The sequence below is a fragment of the Haloarcula marina genome, from assembly GCF_024218775.1.
Lineage (GTDB): Archaea > Halobacteriota > Halobacteria > Halobacteriales > Haloarculaceae > Haloarcula > Haloarcula marina.
In genome coordinates, this window is the sequence record NZ_CP100404.1 from 2,057,583 (window position 1) to 2,078,208 (window position 20,626).

Genomic DNA, 20,626 nt, shown 5'->3' on the forward strand with positions numbered 1-20,626 from the left:
TCACTCCCGTTTGACGTACAGCACCGGACACGGCGCGTTCAGGAGGACTTGTTGGGCGGTGTCGCCGAACATTGCCTTCCCCGTCGGTGACCGTCGCGTTCCGCCGACGACCACCACGTCGGCAGCTAACTCCTCGACTCGCTTGACGACCTGTTCGGCCGGGTCGCCGCCAGCGACGCCCCGGACTTCGTGCTCGATGCCCGCTTCGGTCAATCGGGACGCGGGCAGTTGCACGCTGTCGTGCCGGGCGGCGAGTTCGTCGGGCGAGAGAAGGTCGGTCGTCGGGTCGACGTCCATCTCCGCCGCCACGGCCTCGAAGTCGTCGTCCGGAAACAGGTAGAGCAAGTACACCGTCGCCGCCGTCCCCGCGGTCAATTCCACCACGGCGTCGACGAGCGGTTCGAGGTGGGCGCGGTCCGCCGGCGGTATCGCCAACAGCACTCGTTCGAGAGCCATACACCTCGTTTCGTCTGGGTGACAATTAGCTGTTGCGGGCAGTCGTCCCTCACACGGCCGCTACCGGTACTCGCGCCGCCCGAGTTCGTTCGCTTCGATGTAGTCCCAGTCGTACTCGACGCCGAGGCCGGGGCCGTCGGGGACCGGGACCCTCCCGTCGTCGTCGACGGCGTCGAGTTCGTCCCGGTAACCGCCCGCGTAGATGGGCGGCGTGGTGTTGGGGGCGTCCGGGTGGACCAGCGCCATCTCGTAGTAGTTCGCGTTCCGCGTCGCCGCGATGCAGTGGCGTTGGGCGGGCCCCGGCGCGTGGAACTCCACGTCCAGACCGAACCCCTCGGCCATCGCCGCAATCTTCGACGCGCCGGTAAAGCCGCCGTCGTACTCGGGGTCCGCCCGGACGAAATCAGTCGACTCGGTGGCGACGAAGTCAGTGTGTGGTTCCAGCCCTCGGATATGCTCGGTCTGGAGGATGGGGGTGTCGAGCGCCTGCCGCAACTTCCGGTGTCCGTGCTGGGAGATGCCGCCGTCCCGGTACGGGTCCTCGTACCAGAGGTAGCCGTACTCGTCGCAGGCCCGCCCCACCTGTAGCGCTTCGGCGTAGGTGTCGAGGTCACACGCAGGGTCGACCATCAGGTCCATCTCGTCGCCCACTCGCTCGCCGACGGCGCGCACCGTCTCGGCCAACAGGTCCGGGTCACGCCAGTCGCCGTCCCACCCGTGGACCTTGAAGCCCGGATACCCCATCTCCAGACACTCCTCGGCGAAGTCGGCGTACGCCGCGGGCGAGTCGAGGCCGCCGCTCCGGTCGCCCTGATACGTCGACGCGTAGGCGGGGAACCGGTCCCGATAACTCCCCAGCAACTCGTGAATCGGCGCGTCGTACTTCTTGCCTGCGTAGTCCCACAGCGCGATGTCCAACGGGCCGATGCCCATCCGGTCGTACTTCCGCAGCGCGCGTTTCAGTTCGGACCAGTGCCGCTCGCGGGCCGTCGGGTCTCGGCCGACGAGGTAGTCAGCGACCATGTTTATCTGGGCCGCACCCGGCGAGTTACTGCCGACGTACTCGCCCGTTAGCCCGTCGCTCGTCGAGATTCGGACGGCGAACAGCGAACGCGTCATCGTGTTGCCGGGGTCGTAGATAACGTCGAACCCGCCGGGCGGCGTCCCCACGTCTGGGAGTTCGTACTCGAACTCGACGGTTTCGATGCGGTCGATAGTGACAGCCATACGGAGGGAAACGCGTTCGGTCGGTAAACCGCTAGGGGTCCCGACGAGTCGCCGTCAGGACTCGTGAATCCGCTCGAACGTTCGGTGCGCCATGTAGGCGTAGTCGCGGGCGGACGCGAACTCCGCTTCCTCGACCCAGGAGAGACAGGACTCGTAGTCGGCCCAGTCGTCCATCCACGGGTAGTCCGACCCGAGCATCAGCCGCTCGGGGCCGAACCACTCCAGCAGATTGCGGACGTAGCCCCACAGGTCCTCGTAAGGCCACGCCTCCTCGCTGGACCGCGGGAGCGAACTTACCTTCACCGCGACGTTGTCGTGGTCGGCCAGTGACTCGAAGTCCGTCCACGGGGCCGCGTCTGGGTCGGTGGTCTCGTCCGGGAACGCCATGTGGTCGACGACGATTTGCACGTCCGGGTAGCGGCCAGCGAGCGTCTCGATGGTCGAAATCTGCTCGGCCTTCGGGAAGATGAATATCGAGGTGTCCAGTTCGGCCGCCTCGTCCCACACCACGTCGAGTTCGTCGTCGAGTATCCAGTCGGCGGTGCGATTCAGTTCGGTGGAGTGTTCGGCGTACTCCAGACAGGCGTGCATCCGAACGCCGAGCATTCGGTCGTGACCGACGACGCGCCGAAGGTCGGCCCGCACGTCGTCGGGGTCGCCGTAGAAGTCCATGAGACCGACGCCCCAGAGGCGGTCGGGGTAGGCCTCGGTAGAGCGCATCGTGTACTCGTTGGCGCGGACCCCGCGGCCGTACATCGGCGTCGTGACCATGACGCTCTCCGCGACGCCCGCGGCGTCCATGTCGGCCACGAGGTCGTGGCCGGTGTACGCGCCCTCCCACCCCGGCGGCAGGACGTCGACCGGCCACGGCAGTTCCTCGGTGTTCGGTCCCCACGTGTGGGTGTGTGTATCGACGAATCGCATCGAATCACTCCAAGTTCCCGCCGCCGCTCACTCTGAGGATGTCGCCGACGACGTAGGAGGCCTTGTCGCTCGCGAGGAACAGGACGGCGTTCGCGAGGTCTTCGGGTTGGCCGAGGCGGCCGATGGGCCGTCTCTCACCCCGCGCCCGCAGAATCTCCTCGGCCGTCCGGTCGGGTTCGTTCTCGGCCTCCGCTTCGGCTTCCACCCACGTCTGGTGCGTCTCGGTCACGTCCGTCGAGATGGCGTTCATGCGGATACCGTCCTCAGCGAGTTCCTGTGCCATTCGCCACGTCAGGCCGTTGATAGAGGTCTTCGAGATACCGTACATCCCGAAGGGGCCGGTTCGTCTGTCGCCCGCCTGGCTCGTGTGGTTGATGATACTCCCCTTGATGTCGTTCTCGCGCATGTGTGCGGCGACGAGTTTCGCGGCGTAGTACTGCGACCGAACGTTGACGTCCATCGTCGAGTCCCACTGTTCGATGTCGGAGTCGACCAGCGAGTCCTCGTTCGGCCAGACGGCCGCGTTGTTCACGAGGAGGTCGATTTCGCCGAAGGCGTCGATTGCCGTCTCGACCAGTCTCTCGATGTCTCCCGGGTCGCCCATGTCGGCGGCGACGCCGATGACCTCCCCGCTTCCGTGGTCGGCCAGTTCGTCGGCGACGGACGTTACCTCCGACTCGCTGCGGGAGTTGACGACGACGTTCGCGTCGGCCCCGGCCAACCCCTCCGCGATACCGCGTCCGATACCCTTCGTCGACCCGGTGACGATAGCCGACTCGTCACCGTAGTCGTACTCGGTGTGACCTACCATATCACGACTCTCTCGCCACGCGGTCAAGAATCCACCGGTAGGGTCCAGTTCGGCGGCGACATCGCCCGACGGCCGCGGCCCCCGACCAAACGGCAAGTGACCACACAAGCACCTACGTTTATTGTGGTGGTATCTCATGATACGAGTATGGCTCCAGAGATAACTAGCATCGAATCAGTGGAGTTTGCCTATCCCATCGAGGACGTGGGCACAGACCAGCACGGGTACAATCTCGTCTACGAACCCGGTGCAGTCACCGAGCGCAAACTGTTCGGCCTGAAGATTCACACCGACGAGGGCATCACCGGCGAGTACGTCGGCGGGAACTCCCCCGGCGCAGCCCAGATAAACATGTTCGCCGACTACCTCGTCGGCAAGAACCCCCTCGAACGGGAGAAACACTGGAGCGAGGTGAAACGCGCGCTGCGGAAGTACGACCGGATGGGCATCGGCCCCATCGACGTCGCCCTGTGGGACTTCGCCGGGAAGTACTACGACGCGCCGATTCACGAACTGCTCGGAACCTATCGGGAGCGATTCCCCGCCTACGCGTCGACCTACCACGGCGACGAGAACGGTGGCCTCGACACGCCCGAGGCGTTCGCGGACTTCGCCGAGGAGTGTCTGGAGATGGGCTACGGGGCGTTCAAGATTCACGGATGGGGCGGTAGCGAGGGGTCGCGCGACTTACGCCGTGAAATCGAGGCGGTCCACGCCGTCGGCGAGCGAGTGGGCGACAAGATGGACATGATGCACGACCCGGCCTGCGAACTGGAGACGTTCGCCGACGCGCTGAAACTCGGCCGTGCCCTCGACGAGGAAGGGTTCTTCTGGTACGAGGACCCGTACCGGGACGGCGGCATCTCTCAGCACGCCCACCGGAAACTCCGACAGTCGCTCGACACGCCGATTCTCCAGACTGAACACGTCCGCGGCCTCGAACCGGCGACGGACTTCGTCGCCAACGAGTCGACGGACTTCCTCCGCGCCGACCCCGAGTACGACGGTGGTATCACCGGTGCGATGAAGCGCGCGAAAGTCGCGGAAGGGTTCGGTCTGGACGTGGAGTTCCACGCGCCGGGACCCGCCCAACGCCACTGCATCGCCGCCATCCGCAACACCAACTACTACGAGATGGCGCTGGTCCACCCGGACGCCCCCAACACCACGCCGCCCATCTACGCGGGCGACTACGAGGACCAACTCGACACCGTCGACAGCGACGGGATGGTCGAGGTGCCACACGGCCCGGGACTGGGCGTCGAGTACGACTGGGACTACATCGAGACCAACGCGACCGGCAGTCTCCACACGTACGAGTGAGGCCATGACATACAGAGCCGGAATCATCGGAACGGGCGGTATCGCTGGGATGGGCATCCTCGGGATGCACGACGCCGAGGACATCGGCAAGAAGAAGGTCCGCGCGAGTCACGCGGGCGGCATCGACGCCGCCGACGGCATCGAACTCGCCGCGGTTGCCGACGTGGACGAGGAGAAACTCGACCGGTTCGGCGAGGCGTGGGACATCCCACCGGAGAACCGGTACGTGGGTCACGAGGCGATGTTGGACGCCGAGGACTTGGACGTGGTCTCCGTCTGCACGCCGTCGTACCTCCACGCCGCCCACGTCGTCGACGCCGCCCGGTCGGCGGCCGACCCGTCGCTCGTCTGGTGTGAGAAGCCTATCGCGTCGGCCGTCAGCGACGCCGAGGAGATGGTCGACGTGTGCGACGAGACGGACACGGAACTGCTCGTCAACCACTCGTTCCGATTCACGACCAAACTCCAGCAACTCCGCGACTTGGTGCAGGAAGAAGATATCATCGGCGACGTGCTTTCGGTCTCGACGCAGTTCCGGATGGAACTGCTGCGGAACTCGACGCACCTGCTGGATACGCTGGTCTACTTGCTGGACGACAGGGCCAGCAAGGTCGCCGGACACATCACGGGCGAGAACGAGGCCGTCGAATCGCTGGAAGCCGCCGAACGCGTCGACGACGCGGGCGGCGGCGGATTCGTGGTGATGGACGACGGGGCGTTCGTGACCATCGACTGCACGATACCCCGCGAACCCTCCTCGATGACGCTGAACTTCATCGGCACCGAGGGGAAACTGTACTTGAACAACGACGACGGCGAGTGGCGCTACTGGCGTCTCGAAGACGGCGACCACGTCGAAGACTCGTTGCCCGGCATCGAGGGCGCGTGGACGTGGGACGAGGACTACCGCGACGCCTTCGCCAACGCCGCCTCGGATATCGTGTCGGTGCTGGACGGCGAGATGGACAATCCGTCGACGGGCGAGGAAGCCACTCGCTCGCTCGAAATCATCGCGGCCTTCTACATCTCGCACTACACCGGTGGGCAGGTGTCCATCCCGCTGGACCGGCCGTTACGCGACGTGAACATCACGTCGTGGTGACTGCGCGGTCCGAAATCGTTCGGCTTCGCTGAACACGTTTTGCGCTGGCCGGGACACTTTAGGACTTGCGCGCCAATCGCTCCGGTATGGTCGACGTTGCGGACTCAGTGCGTCTCAGCGTGCCCGCCACGGGCGACGGCGTCGGGTCGAAGGTCCGAACGGTGCCGTTTCGTCGCTATCTCCGACGGCGTCGCGCGGGTCCCGTCGCTCCCGGCGACCAGTGGGACGAAGTCGTCAACGACGGGTGTGGCCAGACGACGGCGATAACTCTCACCGTCGAGAGCGTCTCCGGCGGAAGCGTCGTCGGCGAGACGACGCAGTTCGAGTTCGCCGTCGAGTCCAGCGAGCGAGACGGATGAGCGACTGCACGCACAGGCGTGCAGTCGTCCGACGAACCAGGCCCGTTCATCCTATCGGAACGGTGCCTTCGTATATAAATGAACGGCAAAAACGAGGAAATTCTAACAATCGTACGCGCGTTATTACCGGGCAGATATGCGTTCGCCGCACGTGTAATTGCGTTCTGTAAAGGTGAACGGCTGTCTGTGTCGTCGGGACTTTTGTTCGTGAGAGCCCGACGGAGAAACCGGCGACGGTAGTCGCCTCAGACGGTCGTGACCGTGTTGGAGAGTCGACCGATACCGTCGATGTCGATGTGGATGTCGTCGCCGGGTTCGAGGGTGAACCCCTCCGCTGGAACGAGCGACGTGCCGGTGAGCAACACCGTGGTCTCAGAGATGTCGTTGTGCCGCGTGAGGTAGGAGACGAGTTCCTCGCAGGTGCGGACCATCTCGCTCGTCGACGTTCCCTCTTCGTACAACTGTTCGCCGTCGCGCGAGATGGTCATCCGCATCTCTAGGTCGTGCGGGTCGCCGACGGCCTCCGGGGTGACGACGCAGGGACCGAGCGAACACGAGCGGGCGTAAATCTTCGCCTGCGGGAGATAGAGCGGGTTCTCGCCCTCGATGGAGCGACTGCTCATGTCGTTGCCGACGGTGTAGCCGACGATGTCGCCGTCGTGGAGGACGATGCCGAGTTCGGGTTCCGGCACGTCCCACTCCGAGTCGGCCCGGATACCGACGGCGTCGCCCGGCGAGACGACGCGCGAGGGCGTGGCCTTGAAGAATATCTCCGGGCGGTCCGCCTCGTAGACGTCGAGATACATCTCGGGCATCCCGCTCTCGGCCTCGCGGGCCTGCTCGCTGATTTCGTAGGTGACACCCGCGGCCCACACTTCGTCGGCGCGGAGGGGGACGCGGACAGTCGCCTCGTCGGGGGGGTTGATTTCGTCGGCCTCGTCCAGTAGCCGACGGGCCACGTCGTCGACCGTTTCGCTCGCGACGTGCGCGACGTGCGCGAGTTCGTCGAATCCGGTCACCCGCGGTCGGGCGGCGGTGAGGTCGTACGCACGGTCGCCGTCGCGAGCGACGAGTCGGGGTCCCTCGGCACTGGCTGTGCGATAGTAACGCATACGCACGATACTGCACACCGGAGGCTCTTGGCCGTTGCGGTCACGCGTTCGGCACCAAAACTTACTCGTACTCCCGGCGTGTCCCTCAGAGCGATGACGGAGACATACCACAACTACGTGGACGGCGAGTGGATCGCCGCGGAGACTGGCGAAACGTTCGAGACGCACAACCCCGCCGACCCGAGCGACGTAGTCGGTGAGTTCCAACAGTCAGGCGCCGAGGACGCCGAACGAGCCGTCGAAGCGGCCGACGCGGCGAGCGAGGAATGGGCGGCGACGCCCGGTCCCGAGCGCGGTGCGATTCTGCGCGAAACCTCGCAGAACCTCGCCGAGCGCAAGGAGGAACTGACCGAGACGCTGGTCCGCGAAGAGGGGAAAGCGCGTCCAGAGGCCGCCGGAGAGGTCCAGCGAGCCATCGACATCTTCGCGTACTACGCGACGAAGGCCAGCGACCTCGGGGGCGAAGTGAAATCCTCCAGCAGTCAGGATACGACGCTCTATACGGTAAACGAGCCAATCGGGGTCGCGGGCCTCATCACGCCGTGGAACTATCCCATCGCCATCCCGGCGTGGAAAATCGCCCCGGCGCTGGCGACCGGGACGACCATCGTGTTCAAGCCCGCCTCCATCGCGCCCAGCGTCGCCCGTCAGTTGGTCGAGTGTCTGGACGACGCGGGCCTCCCCGACGGCGTCCTGAACTACGTCACCGGCCCCGGTAGCTCCGTCGGCGAGACGTTCACCACCCACGAAGCCGTCGACGCTGTCTCCTTCACCGGCAGTTCCGCCGTCGGAAACATGGTCGGCGACCAAGCCCAGGAGACGGGCAAGCGCATCCAACTGGAGATGGGCGGCAAGAACCCCGTCCTCGTGATGCCGAGCGCCGACGTGGACGAGGCCGTCGACATCGCGGCGTCGGGCGCGTTCGGCGTCACCGGCCAGGCCTGTACCGCCACCTCACGAGCCATCGTTCACGAGGACGTCTACGAGGAGTTCGTCGCTGGCGTCGTCGACGCGGCCGAGTCCATCGACATCGGCGCCGGACTGGACGGCGCGGACATGGGGCCGCAGGTCGCCGAGAGCGAACGCGACAGCACCCTCGAATACGTCGGCATCGGCGTCGACGAAGGCGCGACGCTCGAAACGGGGAGCGACGAGGCCAGCGAGGGCGACGGCTACTTCGTCGAACCCGCCGTCTTCTCGGACGTGGACCCCGACATGCGCATCGCCCAAGAGGAAATCTTCGGCCCGGTACTGGCGGTCATCCCCGTCAGTAGCTACGAGGAAGCCGTCGACGTCGCCAACGGCGTCGAGTACGGCCTCTCGGCCAGCATCGTCACGCAGGACCTCTCGGAGGCCCACGACTTCGTCGACGACTCCGAATCCGGCGTCGTGAAGGTCAACGAGAAGACGACGGGGCTGGAACTGCACGTCCCCTTCGGCGGGATGAAGAACTCCTCCAGCGAGACGTACCGCGAACAGGGCGACGCGGGACTGGACTTCTACACCCTCTCGAAGACGGTGTACCTGAACTACTGAGTCCGCACCCGACGTTTTTCACGGCGCGAGCAGTTCTATCGGATGTCGGGGCTGTCGTTCGAGGAGCGCGTCTATCTGTTCGAGACACGAGGTCCCGCTGGCGACGACCGGGCGGTCCCGAACGTCCTGGGCCTCGAACTGCTCTCGTAGGCGGTCACCAACGTCCATGCTGAGTTCGTAGTAGTCACTCTTGTAGCCGAAACTCCCGGCCATCCCGCAACACTCTACCTCTGAGGTCGTCACGTCGTAGCCACACTCCTCCAAGACGGCGACCGTGTGAGCTTCGAGGCCGAGCGTCCGTTGCTGGCAGTGACTGTGGTAGGCGATTTCGGGCGTCTCGACGCGGCCGAGCGAATCCGCGCTGGCCCCGTGCTCCAGCAGGCCGTAGACGTACTCCATGACCTCGTAGCTGTGCTCGGCGAGGGTCTCGAAGGTCGCAGTATCGAGCAGTTTCTCGTACTCCGAACAGAACATCGCGTGGTCGCTCGGTTCGACGACGACCACGTCTCGGCCCGCCTCGACGTGCGGCGAGAGTCCCTCTGCGACCCGTTCGGCGTGGTCCTGTGCGGTGGCTATCATCCCCTGTGAGAACGGCGCGCGACCGCTGGAGGCGACGGACGGGACGACAACGTCGACGCCGAGTGCTTCGAGGACCTTCACGGCCGCTTTCCCGCGGTCGACTTGCACGTGGTTCGTGTACACGTCGGGATAGAGAACCGCGCGGCGGTCGGGGTTCGAGACGGTCGACTCGCGCGCGGCGAACCACTCGACGAACGTCTCGCGCTGGAACTGCGGGAGGTCCCGACGCGGGTCGACGCCGACGGTACGGTCCATGAGCCACCGAGCCGTCTGCGTGTCGGCCAGCCAGTTCGAGAGGGGGGCGGTGGCGCTCCCGAGTTTCGCCATCGTCTCGAAGTTGCCGAAGAATCGTTTCTGGAGCGGCGCGCCTTCGTCCTCGTCGTCGGGCGTGAGGCCGTCGACCAGCCACGCCGCCGGAGCGTCCCCATCGCGGTTGATTCGGTCGCGGACGACCGTGTTTATCCACGGAATGTCTATCTTCACTGGGCACGCGGTGGTGCAGCGGCTACACCCGGTACAGAGGTCGTTGAACTCGGCGGCGGTGTCGAGGCCTTCGATGCCCGCTTCCCATCCGGTGGCGATGCCGCCCGAGTACGTCTCGCCGCCGAAGGCGTGGCCGCCGACGCTCTGGAAGTTCGCACACGAATTGGCGCAGGCGGAACAGCGGATACAGTACAGCGTCTCTTCGAGGTGTTCGTCCTCGCGCATGTCCATGCGGCCGTTGTCGATGAGCACGAGGTGGAAATCCCGGTCGGCGTCGAACTCCGAGAGGGGCGTATCATCGTCCGAGAAGTCCACGACGGGTGTCTCGACGGGCGGAGTCAACAACGAGACGTAGGAGGTGATGTCCTGTCCGGTCCCCGACCGCCCGATGAGTTCGACGAACGGATGAAAGTCGGCCACCGAGGGGACGACTTTCTCGACGCCCGCGACGGTAATCTGGGTGTCTGTCGCGGCCACCGTCTTGCGGGCGTTGCCCTCGCTGGTCACCAGCGCCATGGTCCCGGAGTCGGCCGCGAGGAAGTTCGCGCCGGTGATACCGACTTCGCTGTCGACGATTTGCTCGCCGAGTTTCTCGCGAGCGAAGTGGGTGAGTTCTTCCGCGGTCTCCAGGGGTTCGTCGGGGTCGAAGACCTCGTTGAAGAGGTCGGCGATAGACTCGCGAGATTTGTGGATTGCGGGGGCGACGATGTGGGAGGGCGCTTCGTCGGCCACTTGAAGGACCCACTCACCGAGGTCGGTTTCGACCACGTCGACGCCGTCACTCTCCAGTGCCTCGTTGACCTCGATTTCCTCGCTGGTCATGGACTTGCTCTTGACGACGCGGTCGGCGTCCCGGTCGGCCACGACCTCGCGAATGTAGGCGTTGGCGTCCGCGGCGTCGTCGGCGACGTACACCGTCCCGCCGTTCTCGGCGACTGACTCCTGCAACTGTTCGAGGAGTTCGGGGAGTCGCTCGATGGCGTCTTCCTTGATGGCGCGGGCCTCGGTCTTCAGGTCCTCGTAGTCCTCCAGTTCGGCGACCGAGCGGTAGCGGCCCTCGTTGAAACCGCGCGTGTTCTCCGCGACGGCCGCGCCCTCGGTCCGCATCAGTTCTCGAATGTCGTCTGCCTTCGACATACTCACTCGGCCTCCACGAGGAGGACGGCTACCGACTTCGGCCCATGTGCACCCCTGACGAGTGCGCCCATGTCCGCCGTCGCACTCGGCCCCGTCGCGAAGATGGTGCTCCCGCGCGTCTCCCGAAGGTCGGCGTCTACTGCGGCGATGGCGTCGTCCATCGTCGCCAGCACGTCTTCTTCGCGGAGGACGACGACGTGGTGGTCGACGAACAGACTAACGAGTTCACTCCCGCGGTCGGTGAGACGGAGACTCAGCGTTCCGTAGTCGCCGACGCCGAACGCCGCGGCCGTCACACCCGTCGTCGCCTCGCGGAGTTCGACTGGCGTCGGGTCGACAGAGACTGCGGTGTCGTCGAGTGAGAAGTCTCGGCCGTCGAACTGTCCGTCGAGTGCGACGCCGACCGCAGGTGGGTCGACAGCCTCGTCGACGGCCGCGGCGAACCCCGTCTGAGAGACGGTAGTCACCGGAACGTCGTACGCCGAGAGTGACGACTCGAACGCGCCGAGCGTGTCAGTAGCCATTGGTGTGCGGACACACGGAACACACGTGTATAAACGTTCGAGGTCCCGCGTCTCGGGCGGTTACTGACGTTCCGCGACGACCGGATTCTCCAGGACGCCGATGCCTTCGATTTCGACTTCCACGCTGTCGCCGGGATTCAGCAATTCGGGCGGATCACGGAAGATGCCGACGCCGCCGGGCGTGCCCGTCGAGATAACGTCGCCCGGCCGGAGCGTCATCGCGTCGCTGATGTACGCGACGAGTTCGTCCACGTCGAAGATGAACTGCTCCGTGTTCGAGGACTGCTTCGTCTCGCCGTTGACGCGGCAGGCCACGTCGACGTTGTTCGGGTCGAACCCGTCGCCAGCGACGAGCGCCGGTCCCATCGGCGAGAACGTGTCGTAGCTCTTCCCGCGGAAGAACTGGCCGTCGTCGAACTGCGCGTCCCGGCCGCTCACGTCGTTGATGACCGTGTAGCCAGCGACGTGGTCCCGAACCTCGTCGGGGTGGAGGTTGCTCGCCGTATGTCCGATGACGACGCCGAGTTCCACCTCGTAGTCCACCTCTCCCAGCGCGTTCGGATGGACGATGGGGTCGCCGGGGTTGGTGACCGACGTGGCCGCTTTCGAGAACAGCAGCGGTTTCTCGGGTATCTCCTCGTCCTGTTCTTCGGCGTGGTCCCGATAGTTCAGCCCCGCACAGACGATTTTGCCCGGTACCTCGACTGGAGCGAGCAGGGACACGTCGCCGTCTACTTCAGTCAGCGCCCCGGTTTCGAGCGCGGACCCGACCCGCCGCCGATAGCCCGCCGACCCGATTTCGGCGAGCGTCGGTTCCCCGCCCGGCCAATCGGCCAGCGAGTACACTGTCTCGTCTGCACGAACTCCCCACGCTGGACTGGTACCGCCGACTGTGTAGCGAACGAACTGCATGCAGAGAGAGGGTCGAAGCGCGGGTACATAAGTCTTCGATACTGTCTCGCCGTCGCACCGGTTACCCGACGACTCAGCTACCGAAGGTAGTTCCCTGAAATATGGTCTCGACGGAAGAAGAGTTTTGACAAGTGTGAGAGTAAGGTCGTCAGATAGTGAGACATTATGCGCAATAGTGTTCAAAAGTCGCCATTTATTATCTAAATACGGCCCATTGTGGGTTATGTCTGATTTTTCTATACCCAATTAGGAGTCTATGAGCCCTTTCTGGATACATACCCTCTCGAATTGGGTTCATAGTGTGAAATTGACTGAGAGTGCGCGGCCGAGTGCGGGAGCGGTGGCGACGCGGAAAATCGGCCCGAATCGTGACTTCTTCGATTAATCGCGGACGGATTCGAGAATGAGTCGTTGCTCGACGCGTGTGGCCTCGCGTTGGGCGTCGTGGACCGCGTCGTCAGTCCCGGTCGGCGACGACGTGGTTGGTCAGCGTGCCGATACCCTCGATTTCGACGTCCACGCTGTCGCCGGGTTCGAGCAGTTCGGGCGGGTCGCGGAAGATGCCGACGCCGCCGGGGGTACCCGTCGAGATGACGTCGCCCGGCCGAAGCGTCGTAAACCCGCTGATGTACTCGACGACTTCGTCGACGCCGAAGATGAACTCCTCGGTGTTCGAAGACTGCATCGTCTCGCCGTTGACGCGGCAGGCCACGTCCAACTCTGTGGGGTCGAGATGCTCGTCGGGAACGAGCGTCGGCCCCATCGGCGCGAACGTGTCGTAGCTCTTTCCGCGGAAGAACTGGCCGTCGTCGAACTGCGCATCCCGCCCGCTCACGTCGTTGACGGCGGTGTACCCGGCGACGTAGTCGCGGGCTTCCTCTGCCGAAACGTCCTTGGCAGTGCGGCCGATGACGACGCCGAGTTCCACCTCGAAGTCGACTTCATCGAGTTCCGCAGGATGGACGATGGGGTCGCCGGGGTTGGTGACCGACGTGGCCGCCTTCCCGAACAGCAGCGGTTTCTCGGGGACCTCTTCGTCCTGTTCCTCTGCGTGGTCGTGATAGTTCAGCCCCACGCAGACGATTTTCCCCGGGCGCGGGACAGGGGCGAGCAGTTTCGCCTCCGCGGCGGGTATTGCGTGGTCGGCCATCGCGTCGACGGCGTCTTCGACGACGCGGAGGAATCCGGCGTCGGTCAGTTGTTGGTACGAGACGTCTTCGCGGAGTCCGGCCAACGGGACGATGTCGTCGTCCCGGCGGACGCCCCACTGCGGGGCACTGCCAGTGGTGTAGCGAACGAACTGCATCACCGGGAACTGCCGGCCACTGCTACCTAACTGTTGTGTTTACCGGCTACGAGTACGTCAGGTTCACCTCGATGACGTTCGCACTGCGCAGAATCTGCGCGGGAATCTCGTCGGTGAATCGCTCGCCCTGCATTCGACTCTTCGGCCCGGAGACACTCACGGCCGCGATAGCGCGGTCGTTCTGGTTCATTATCGGGGCGGCGATACACCGCATCCCCTTGACGCGTTCCTCGTCGTCGTACGCGTACCCGCGCTCTCTGACCTCGTCGAGCGTCTCGTACAGTTCGTCCTCGTCGGCGATGGTTCGGGGGGTGATTTTCGGAAGACCGTGTCTGTCGACGATGGCCTCGACTTCCGTCCGCGGACGGAACGCCATTATCGTCTTCCCAAGCGCAGTCGTTTGGAGGGGGACCCGCATCCCGGCGTGCGTGTCGAGTTGGACCGCATCGGGGCCGCGCGCCCGATAGAGGAAGACGCCGAGGCCGTGTTCCTCTATCATGAGATTCGAGTGCTCCCCCGTTTTTTCGGCCAGTTCGTCCACCTCGGGGCGAGCGATGTTGAACACCTTCTTTCGGGAGCGGGCTTGGTCACCGAGTTGCAGGAACCGGGTGCTCACGTGGTACTGGTCCCCCTCCTTGATGAGGTACTGCTCCCGTTCGAGCGTCCGGAGGTGGTCGTGAACGGTGCTCGTCGGCTTGTCGAGTTCTTGTGCGACCTCCGAGACGCCAGCCCCGTCGCGTTCGCGGAGTATCTCCACTATCTCCAGCGACACCTTCGCCGCATTGACTGGGACATCGTTGCTCATACGCGAACCATGGATAGACGCTGAAAAAAGTCTTTCCGTCATTACCGGAAACATGGGAGAGGCGGATACGACGCCGAGTGGACCGTCGGAACCTGTGTGCCAATTTTTAATACCGTGTAGTTTAGACTCTGAATCGTACCACAGGACAGCCACATCGGCGGCGAGCGTCCCGTTCGGCGGTACATTCGGCGCTGACCCAACTCCCCCACCATGCCCGAGCGAACACTGCGGACCCAGGCGGCATCGACAGTCGACATCTTGCACCACTTCGTCGGTCGCGACCAACAGGCGATGGACGCGCTCCTCGAAACTGTCCGACGGAATGTCCCCGACGCGAACGTGAGACAGCGGACGAATCCGAACGTGAGCCTCCAGGGGAAGGTCGACATCCTCCGCGGCAAGCCACCGAGCATACTGGAGACGTGGCCCGGTCGCAACCTCGAACCGTACATCGACGCCGACGTCGTCGCCGACATCTCCCCGATGTGGGAGGCGGCGGGCTACACGGAAACGTACTTCGACCGCGCGAAGGACGCGGTCAGGTTCGACAGCACCTATCGGGCGATTCCGACCAACATGCAGCGCCAGAACAATCTCTTTTTCAACCGCGCTGTCGTCGAGCGCGCCGGTGTCAATCCGTCGTCGATTACCGACGTCGCTGCGCTCGTGACGGCGTTGGAATCCGTCGAAGACGAAACCGACGCGGCGGGCCTCCTCGTGCCGCAGAAACGCCCGTGGCCGTCGCTGGACGTGTGGGACATGCTCGTGTTGAGCCACGGGACCGCCGACGCGTACGACCGCCTGTTCCGCGGCGACGACCCGCAGCGCGACGGGAACCTCGTCCGCGAGGCGCTGTCGTCGCTGGCGACCCTCGCCTCGTTCGTCCCCGACGACGCGCTGTACGACGACTGGCAGGCCGGTCTGGACCGGTTCGTCGACGGCGAGGCCGCCTTCTTCGCGATGGGCGACTGGGCGGGCGGCGTCCTCAAGAACCGCGACGGATTCGACTACGGGACCGACTGGGGCTGTGTCGCGTTTCCCGGGACGACCCAGACGTTCCAGTTGGTGATGGACGCGTTCCTCATGCCCTCGACTGCGACGAATACCGAGACGACCGAGGACGTGCTTCGGCATGTCGGTTCAGCGACGGCCATCGAGCGCTTCACACGGACCCGCGGCGCGCTTCCACCGCGCGAGGACGTCTCGCTCGACCGCTTCTCGCCGTTCTTTCGGGACCAGATGGACGCCTACCGCTCGGCGAGGAACCACGTCGACGCGACCCGCGGACTCGGAATCGCCCCCGACCAGCGTGTCGGCGTGCTGACGGCGATAGCGACGTTCCTGTCCGAAGGGGACGTGGACGCGACGGCGACGCAGATACTGACCGCGCTCGACCGCGAGAAGTAGGTACGAGCGACCCGACGGGGCCTATCGGAACTCCGGCATGACCTCGTCGGCGAACAGTTCCATCCCGCTGGTGTCGGGGAAGTCGACGAACCAGCACTGGAACTTCGTGACGCCGGCGTCGATACGTGACTCGATGGCCTCGGCGCACTCCTCGGGCGTCCCCATGACGAAGAACTCCCGGGCGTCCTCGGCGGTGCGAATCGGCGCTTGGTCCTGATACTCCGCTTCGAACTGGATGGGCGTCATCAGGTCGACGAGGTGGTCGAACTTCTCCTCGTCGCGCGTGCAGATGACGTGACCGTCCCACGAGTACTCGATGTCGTCCGGGTCGCGGCCGACCGTGTCGCAGTGGTCTTCGATGACACCGATTTTGTGGTTCAGCGTGTCAACGTCGCCGTTGAACACGTCCGTGTTCCACACGTCGGCGTGCTTCGCGACGAGTTTCAGCGTCACTTGCTCTCCCTGCCCGCCGACCAGAATCGGCGGGTGCGGGTCTTGGACGGGCGTCGGGGCACAGGCCGCGTCCTCGATTTGGTAGTGGTCGCCGTCGAAACTCGCGCCGTCGCCGCCGGCGTCCCACATCCGCTTCATCAGCCGAATCGACTCGTCCAAGCGCATCAGGCGCTCGAACCCGTCGCGGTACTCCCAGCCGTACGCGTCGTATTCGGGTTCGTGCCATCCCGCGCCCAGACCGAGTTCGAGGCGACCGTCGGAGATGACGTCCAGCGTCGCCGCCATCTTCGCGACCAGCGCGGGGTTGCGGTAGTCGTTACAGAGGACGAGCGACCCGATGTTCATCTCGTCGGTGAATCCGGCCATCGCCGACAGGAGCGTCCAGCACTCGTACTCCGCTCGATTCCGTCCGAGCATCAGGTGGTCGGGCGCCCACGCGGCGTCGAAGCCCAGTTCCTCGGCGAGCAGGATGCCCTCCTTGGTCGTCTCCCAGTCGAGCGCCTCGTACTCCGGCGTGTCCCGGTGGACGGGTTCGTCGTCGCCAGCATCTGGCGCACCGGCGAAGACGGGGACGTTGTACTCGAAACTGATGTCCGACATGGTCACTCGATGGCGAAGTGTTCCAGTGCCTCGTGGTTCAGTTCCGTGCTGACGCCGGGTTCGTCGGGTAGCGGTATCGACCCGTCTTCGGGCGAGGGCGGATTCTGGAAGATGGCGTCGGCGTACGTCGACTCCTGCTCTTCCTGCTGCTCTTGGAACCACTCGGGGATGGGGAAGTACTCGGCCATCGGCATGTTGGTGTGCCCGGCGATGGCGTGCAGCGTCGGGTTCGTCCCGGCGTGGGGGATGACCGGCACATCGTGGACTTCCGCCATGTCAGCGACCTTTTTCATCTCGGTGATACCGCCGACGCGACCCACGTCTGGCTGGAGGATGTCGACGGCTTCCCGTTCGAGCAGTTCCTCGTGGCCCCACCGCGTGAACTCGTGTTCGCCGCCGGAGATGGGCATCGGCGCGGCCTCCCGGACTTCGGCGTAGCCGTCGATGTCGTCGGCGATGACCGGTTCCTCGACCCACGCCATGTCGTACTTCGCGAGGCGCTGGGTCATCTTCTTCGCGTACTTTACCGACCAGCCCATGTAGGCATCCCCGGCGATGTCGATTTCGTCGCCGACGGCGTCCCGCACGGTCTTGACGATTTCCTCGTTCTTCTTCATACCCGCGCGGCCGTCCTCGGGACCGTGGAGGAAGCGCAACTTCATCGCGTCGAAGCCAGCCTCGGCGTACTGGATTGCCTCGCGTTCGAGTTTCTCCATGTCGACGGGGTGGAGGTTGGACGCGTAGGCGGGAATCTCGTCTTTGGTGGGACCGCCGAGCAGTTCGTAGACCGGTTTCCCGGTCTCTTTGCCGGCGATGTCCCACAGGGCTTGGTCGACGGCGCTGATGGCCATGACGGCGACGCCTTTTCGCCCGAAGGGGAGCGTCGCGCGGTACATCTGCTCCCAGAGGTGCTCGCGGCGCATCGGGTCTTCACCGACGACGAGTTTCGAGAGTGTCTCTTCGACGACGGTAGCGATAGCGCCGCTACCCCAGTTGCCGACGCCGACACCGGTGATGCCCGCGTCGGTCTCGACTTCGACGACCACGTCGCCCACCGGTCCCATCCACTTCCGGCGGGCCTGGGGGTTCTCGCCGTCGACGTTGCGGTACTCGTCGTACTTCGACATGATGGTGACGAGGGGAAATTCGATGAACTCGCCCCACGATTCGTTGCTGACTTTCGTCGCTGAAACGTCTGTAATCTCCATTGTGTGCTACTAGAACAGTCCGCACGACGGGGCTAAAGCCTTTCTATCCCCCTGATTTGGTGTGGATTGAATAGCTGTCGCTACGTCGACGCGTTCGCGCGCTTCGGCGTCGCGGTTAGCTGAACTGGAAGACCGGTTTGCAGGTCTCGGAGGCGAGGAACGCTTCGAAGGCGTCCTGCGGGTCCTCCATCCCGTACGAGGTGTCGACGATTTCGTCGACGGCGATTTCGCCGCGCTCCATCAGGCGAAGCGCCTGCTCGAAGTTCGTCCACGTCGACCCGTAGGAGGTGTTGATATCGACTTCTCCGCGCACCGTCGAGGTGAGCGTCACCTCGCTGGCCGCGTTCGGGATGCCGACGACGACCACTTGTCCGCCCTTGCGGACGTGGTCGTTCGCCGTGACGATACCCGAGTGGTGACCGGTCGAGTCGAACACCACGTCGAACCCGATGCCGCCGGTGTGGTCCTCGGCCACGTCGCCGAGGTCTGTCGACTGGGCGTTGACTGTCTCGATTCCGAGGTCGTCGAGCAGGGGCAGGCGATAGGCGGCGTCTTGGTCGAGCCCGGAGACGACGACGTTCGCGCCGAGCGAGTCCGCGACGGCGGCGACGAGGACGCCGATGGGACCGGGCCCCTCCACGAGGACGTTGTCGCCCGGCGTCGTCACCGACTGTTCGAGCACCGCGCGCGTGGCGATGCTCGTCGGTTCGGTAATGGCGGCGTGCCGAAGGGGGACGCCGTCGGGGACGACGTGGAGGTGTTCCGGCGCGACAGCGACGTACTCTGCGTACGCTCCGTCGCGGTGCATCCCCGTGATGGAGAAGTTCTGGCAGACGTTCTCCTGGCCGTTCTTACACTGGAAGCAGTGCCCGCAGTCGTGAATCGGTTCCTCGATTATCTTGTCGCCTTCGGCGTACCCGTCGACGGCGTCGCCGACAGCGACGACTTCGCCGGAGTACTCGTGACCCATGATTCGCGGGATGGGTATCCACTCGTAGCCGCCGTCGTACTTATACGCGTGCGCGTCGCTGCCGCACAGGCCCGCCGTGTGGACTTTGACGAGCACTTCGTCGGGCGCTATCGTCGGTTTCTCTCGTTCCTGTATCTCGACGGACCGGGGTCCTGTCTGGACGATTGCTTTCATAGTTGGTAAGTGGTGGGTGCCGACGCTGACAGGTCACGCTTCGACGCTGTCGGCCGACGCTTCGTTCTCGCTCCGCTCGCTGACCAGTCGCCCTTTGAGCAGTTTCTCCGTGTTCGCGTCGAACAGGTAGACGTGCTCGGGCGCGATGGTGAGCGTCATCTGGTCGTTCGGTTCGAGGTCGTGGAAGGTACCGATTTTCGCTGTCACGTCGCCGAGGAACGAGGTCCCGTGAACGATAGCCTCTGTGCCGACCGGTTCGACGACGCGCACTTCGGTGTCGAACTCCGGACCGTCGGTGGCTCGGTTCCGGACCTGGTACAGGTCCTGGGGACGGAAGCCGACGAGCACCTCGTCGGCGGTTATCTCCCCCTCGACCAGTGCCTTCGGGATGTCGAAGGTCGTCGTGTCCATGTCCACGCGGTACGCGTCGCCAGCGTCGCTGAGCGTCCCGTCGAAGAGGTTCATGTCGGGGCTGCCGACGAACTGCGCGACGAAGAGGTTCGATGGCTCGTTGAACACCTGGTCGGGCGTGCCGAGTTGCTGGAGTTGGCCGTTGTTGAGGACGGCGATTTTGTCGGCGATGGTCATCGCCTCCTCTTGGTTGTGCGTGACGTACGCCGACGTGATACCGACTTCCGACTGGAGTTCGTCGATTTCGGTCCGCATCGTCTTCCGGAGTTTCGCGTCCAAGTTCGCCAGTGGCTCGTCGAACAGGAACATTCGCGGCTCTCGGATGATGGCCCGCCCGAGCGCGACGCGCTGTTTCTGGCCGCCGGAGAGCTGTGACGGTTTGTTGTTGAGTAGTTCCTCGATTTCGAGCATCTCGGCGACATCGGTGACGCGGCTGTCGATTTCGTCGTCGGACATCCCGTTGTCCTCGCGTTTGAGACCGAAGCCCAGGTTCTCCCGGACGGTCATGTGCGGGTACAGCGCGAAGTCTTGGAACACCATCGCCACGTCGCGGTTACGCGCTTTCACGTCGTTGACGACGGTGCCGTCGAATCGGACTTCGCCCTCGGTCGGGTCTTCGAGGCCGCCAATCATCCGGAGTGTCGTCGTCTTCCCACAGCCAGACGGCCCGAGCAAGACGAGGAACTCGCCGTCCGGAACGTCGATGTGCAGGTCGTTTACAGCGACGACGCCGTCTTTCTCGGGGTCGCCGAACACTTTCGTGACACTATCTAACTCTAGGTGTGTCATTGAAAATTGCTACCATCC

Annotated in this window: 19 protein-coding genes; 5 read left to right on the forward strand and 14 right to left on the reverse strand. The window is 64.5% G+C overall.

Annotated elements, in window-relative coordinates; genetic code table 11:
• The 4 genes from NJQ44_RS10685 to NJQ44_RS10700 are packed head-to-tail and all read right to left on the reverse strand — an operon-like array spanning window position 1 to window position 3,418.
• Window positions 1–456, reverse strand: a complete 456-nt coding sequence (locus NJQ44_RS10685) for a universal stress protein (protein WP_254271337.1) — start codon at window positions 454–456, stop codon at window positions 1–3.
• Window positions 457–516: 60 nt separating this feature from the next.
• A complete protein-coding gene (locus NJQ44_RS10690) occupies window positions 517–1,683 on the reverse strand; it encodes an enolase C-terminal domain-like protein (RefSeq protein ID WP_254271338.1) in 1,167 nt (388 codons plus the stop codon).
• A gap of 54 nt (window positions 1,684–1,737) precedes the next feature.
• On the reverse strand, window positions 1,738–2,607 hold the full coding sequence (locus NJQ44_RS10695) for an amidohydrolase family protein (protein ID WP_254271339.1): 870 nt from the start codon (window positions 2,605–2,607) through the stop codon (window positions 1,738–1,740).
• Window positions 2,608–2,611: 4 nt separating this feature from the next.
• Window positions 2,612–3,418, reverse strand: a complete 807-nt coding sequence (locus tag NJQ44_RS10700; protein ID WP_254271340.1) for an SDR family NAD(P)-dependent oxidoreductase — start codon at window positions 3,416–3,418, stop codon at window positions 2,612–2,614.
• Between the two features lie 147 nt (window positions 3,419–3,565).
• Between NJQ44_RS10700 and NJQ44_RS10705 the strand changes: the two genes are divergently transcribed.
• The 3 genes from NJQ44_RS10705 (at window position 3,566) to NJQ44_RS10715 (ending at window position 6,202) form a co-directional block, all read left to right on the forward strand.
• Window positions 3,566–4,741 (forward strand): mandelate racemase family protein, encoded by a 1,176-nt coding sequence (locus tag NJQ44_RS10705; RefSeq protein ID WP_254271341.1) that lies wholly within the window; start codon window positions 3,566–3,568, stop codon window positions 4,739–4,741.
• A gap of 4 nt (window positions 4,742–4,745) precedes the next feature.
• Entirely contained in the window at window positions 4,746–5,843 is a 1,098-nt protein-coding gene (locus NJQ44_RS10710) for a Gfo/Idh/MocA family protein (protein WP_254271342.1), read from the forward strand.
• An 86-nt stretch (window positions 5,844–5,929) separates the two neighbouring features.
• Window positions 5,930–6,202 (forward strand): DUF7968 family protein, encoded by a 273-nt coding sequence (locus NJQ44_RS10715; RefSeq protein WP_254271343.1) that lies wholly within the window; start codon window positions 5,930–5,932, stop codon window positions 6,200–6,202.
• Between the two features lie 245 nt (window positions 6,203–6,447).
• On the opposite strand, the gene NJQ44_RS10720 is transcribed toward NJQ44_RS10715, so the two are convergent.
• Complete coding sequence (locus NJQ44_RS10720) at window positions 6,448–7,314, reverse strand: fumarylacetoacetate hydrolase family protein (protein WP_254271344.1); 867 nt, start codon at window positions 7,312–7,314, stop codon at window positions 6,448–6,450.
• Between the two features lie 93 nt (window positions 7,315–7,407).
• Between NJQ44_RS10720 and xacF the strand changes: the two genes are divergently transcribed.
• Window positions 7,408–8,850 (forward strand): 2,5-dioxovalerate dehydrogenase, encoded by a 1,443-nt coding sequence (xacF, locus tag NJQ44_RS10725; protein WP_254271345.1) that lies wholly within the window; start codon window positions 7,408–7,410, stop codon window positions 8,848–8,850.
• An 18-nt stretch (window positions 8,851–8,868) separates the two neighbouring features.
• On the opposite strand, the gene NJQ44_RS10730 is transcribed toward xacF, so the two are convergent.
• The 5 genes from NJQ44_RS10730 to NJQ44_RS10750 all read right to left on the reverse strand — a co-directional run bounded on the left by NJQ44_RS10730 (window position 8,869) and on the right by NJQ44_RS10750 (window position 14,596).
• Entirely contained in the window at window positions 8,869–11,049 is a 2,181-nt protein-coding gene (locus tag NJQ44_RS10730) for an LUD domain-containing protein (protein WP_254271346.1), read from the reverse strand.
• A gap of 2 nt (window positions 11,050–11,051) precedes the next feature.
• A complete protein-coding gene (locus NJQ44_RS10735; protein WP_254271347.1) occupies window positions 11,052–11,573 on the reverse strand; it encodes an LUD domain-containing protein in 522 nt (173 codons plus the stop codon).
• A 60-nt stretch (window positions 11,574–11,633) separates the two neighbouring features.
• Window positions 11,634–12,485, reverse strand: a complete 852-nt coding sequence (locus tag NJQ44_RS10740; RefSeq protein WP_254271348.1) for a fumarylacetoacetate hydrolase family protein — start codon at window positions 12,483–12,485, stop codon at window positions 11,634–11,636.
• A 457-nt stretch (window positions 12,486–12,942) separates the two neighbouring features.
• On the reverse strand, window positions 12,943–13,791 hold the full coding sequence (gene rhcF, locus NJQ44_RS10745) for a 2,4-diketo-3-deoxy-L-rhamnonate hydrolase (RefSeq protein ID WP_254271349.1): 849 nt from the start codon (window positions 13,789–13,791) through the stop codon (window positions 12,943–12,945).
• Window positions 13,792–13,837: 46 nt separating this feature from the next.
• On the reverse strand, window positions 13,838–14,596 hold the full coding sequence (locus NJQ44_RS10750) for an IclR family transcriptional regulator (RefSeq protein ID WP_254271350.1): 759 nt from the start codon (window positions 14,594–14,596) through the stop codon (window positions 13,838–13,840).
• A gap of 210 nt (window positions 14,597–14,806) precedes the next feature.
• Between NJQ44_RS10750 and NJQ44_RS10755 the strand changes: the two genes are divergently transcribed.
• A complete protein-coding gene (locus NJQ44_RS10755; protein WP_254271351.1) occupies window positions 14,807–16,003 on the forward strand; it encodes an ABC transporter substrate-binding protein in 1,197 nt (398 codons plus the stop codon).
• Window positions 16,004–16,024: 21 nt separating this feature from the next.
• Here NJQ44_RS10755 and NJQ44_RS10760 read toward each other — a convergent pair whose 3' ends face one another.
• The 4 genes from NJQ44_RS10760 to NJQ44_RS10775 all read right to left on the reverse strand — a co-directional run bounded on the left by NJQ44_RS10760 (window position 16,025) and on the right by NJQ44_RS10775 (window position 20,608).
• Complete coding sequence (locus NJQ44_RS10760) at window positions 16,025–17,056, reverse strand: LLM class flavin-dependent oxidoreductase (RefSeq protein WP_254271352.1); 1,032 nt, start codon at window positions 17,054–17,056, stop codon at window positions 16,025–16,027.
• A 2-nt stretch (window positions 17,057–17,058) separates the two neighbouring features.
• Window positions 17,059–18,264, reverse strand: a complete 1,206-nt coding sequence (rhcD, locus tag NJQ44_RS10765; RefSeq protein WP_254271353.1) for an L-rhamnonate dehydratase — start codon at window positions 18,262–18,264, stop codon at window positions 17,059–17,061.
• A 115-nt stretch (window positions 18,265–18,379) separates the two neighbouring features.
• Complete coding sequence (rhcE, locus tag NJQ44_RS10770) at window positions 18,380–19,408, reverse strand: 2-keto-3-deoxy-L-rhamnonate dehydrogenase (RefSeq protein ID WP_254271354.1); 1,029 nt, start codon at window positions 19,406–19,408, stop codon at window positions 18,380–18,382.
• A gap of 33 nt (window positions 19,409–19,441) precedes the next feature.
• Complete coding sequence (locus NJQ44_RS10775) at window positions 19,442–20,608, reverse strand: ABC transporter ATP-binding protein (protein WP_254271355.1); 1,167 nt, start codon at window positions 20,606–20,608, stop codon at window positions 19,442–19,444.
• Window positions 20,609–20,626 lie beyond the last annotated feature (18 nt).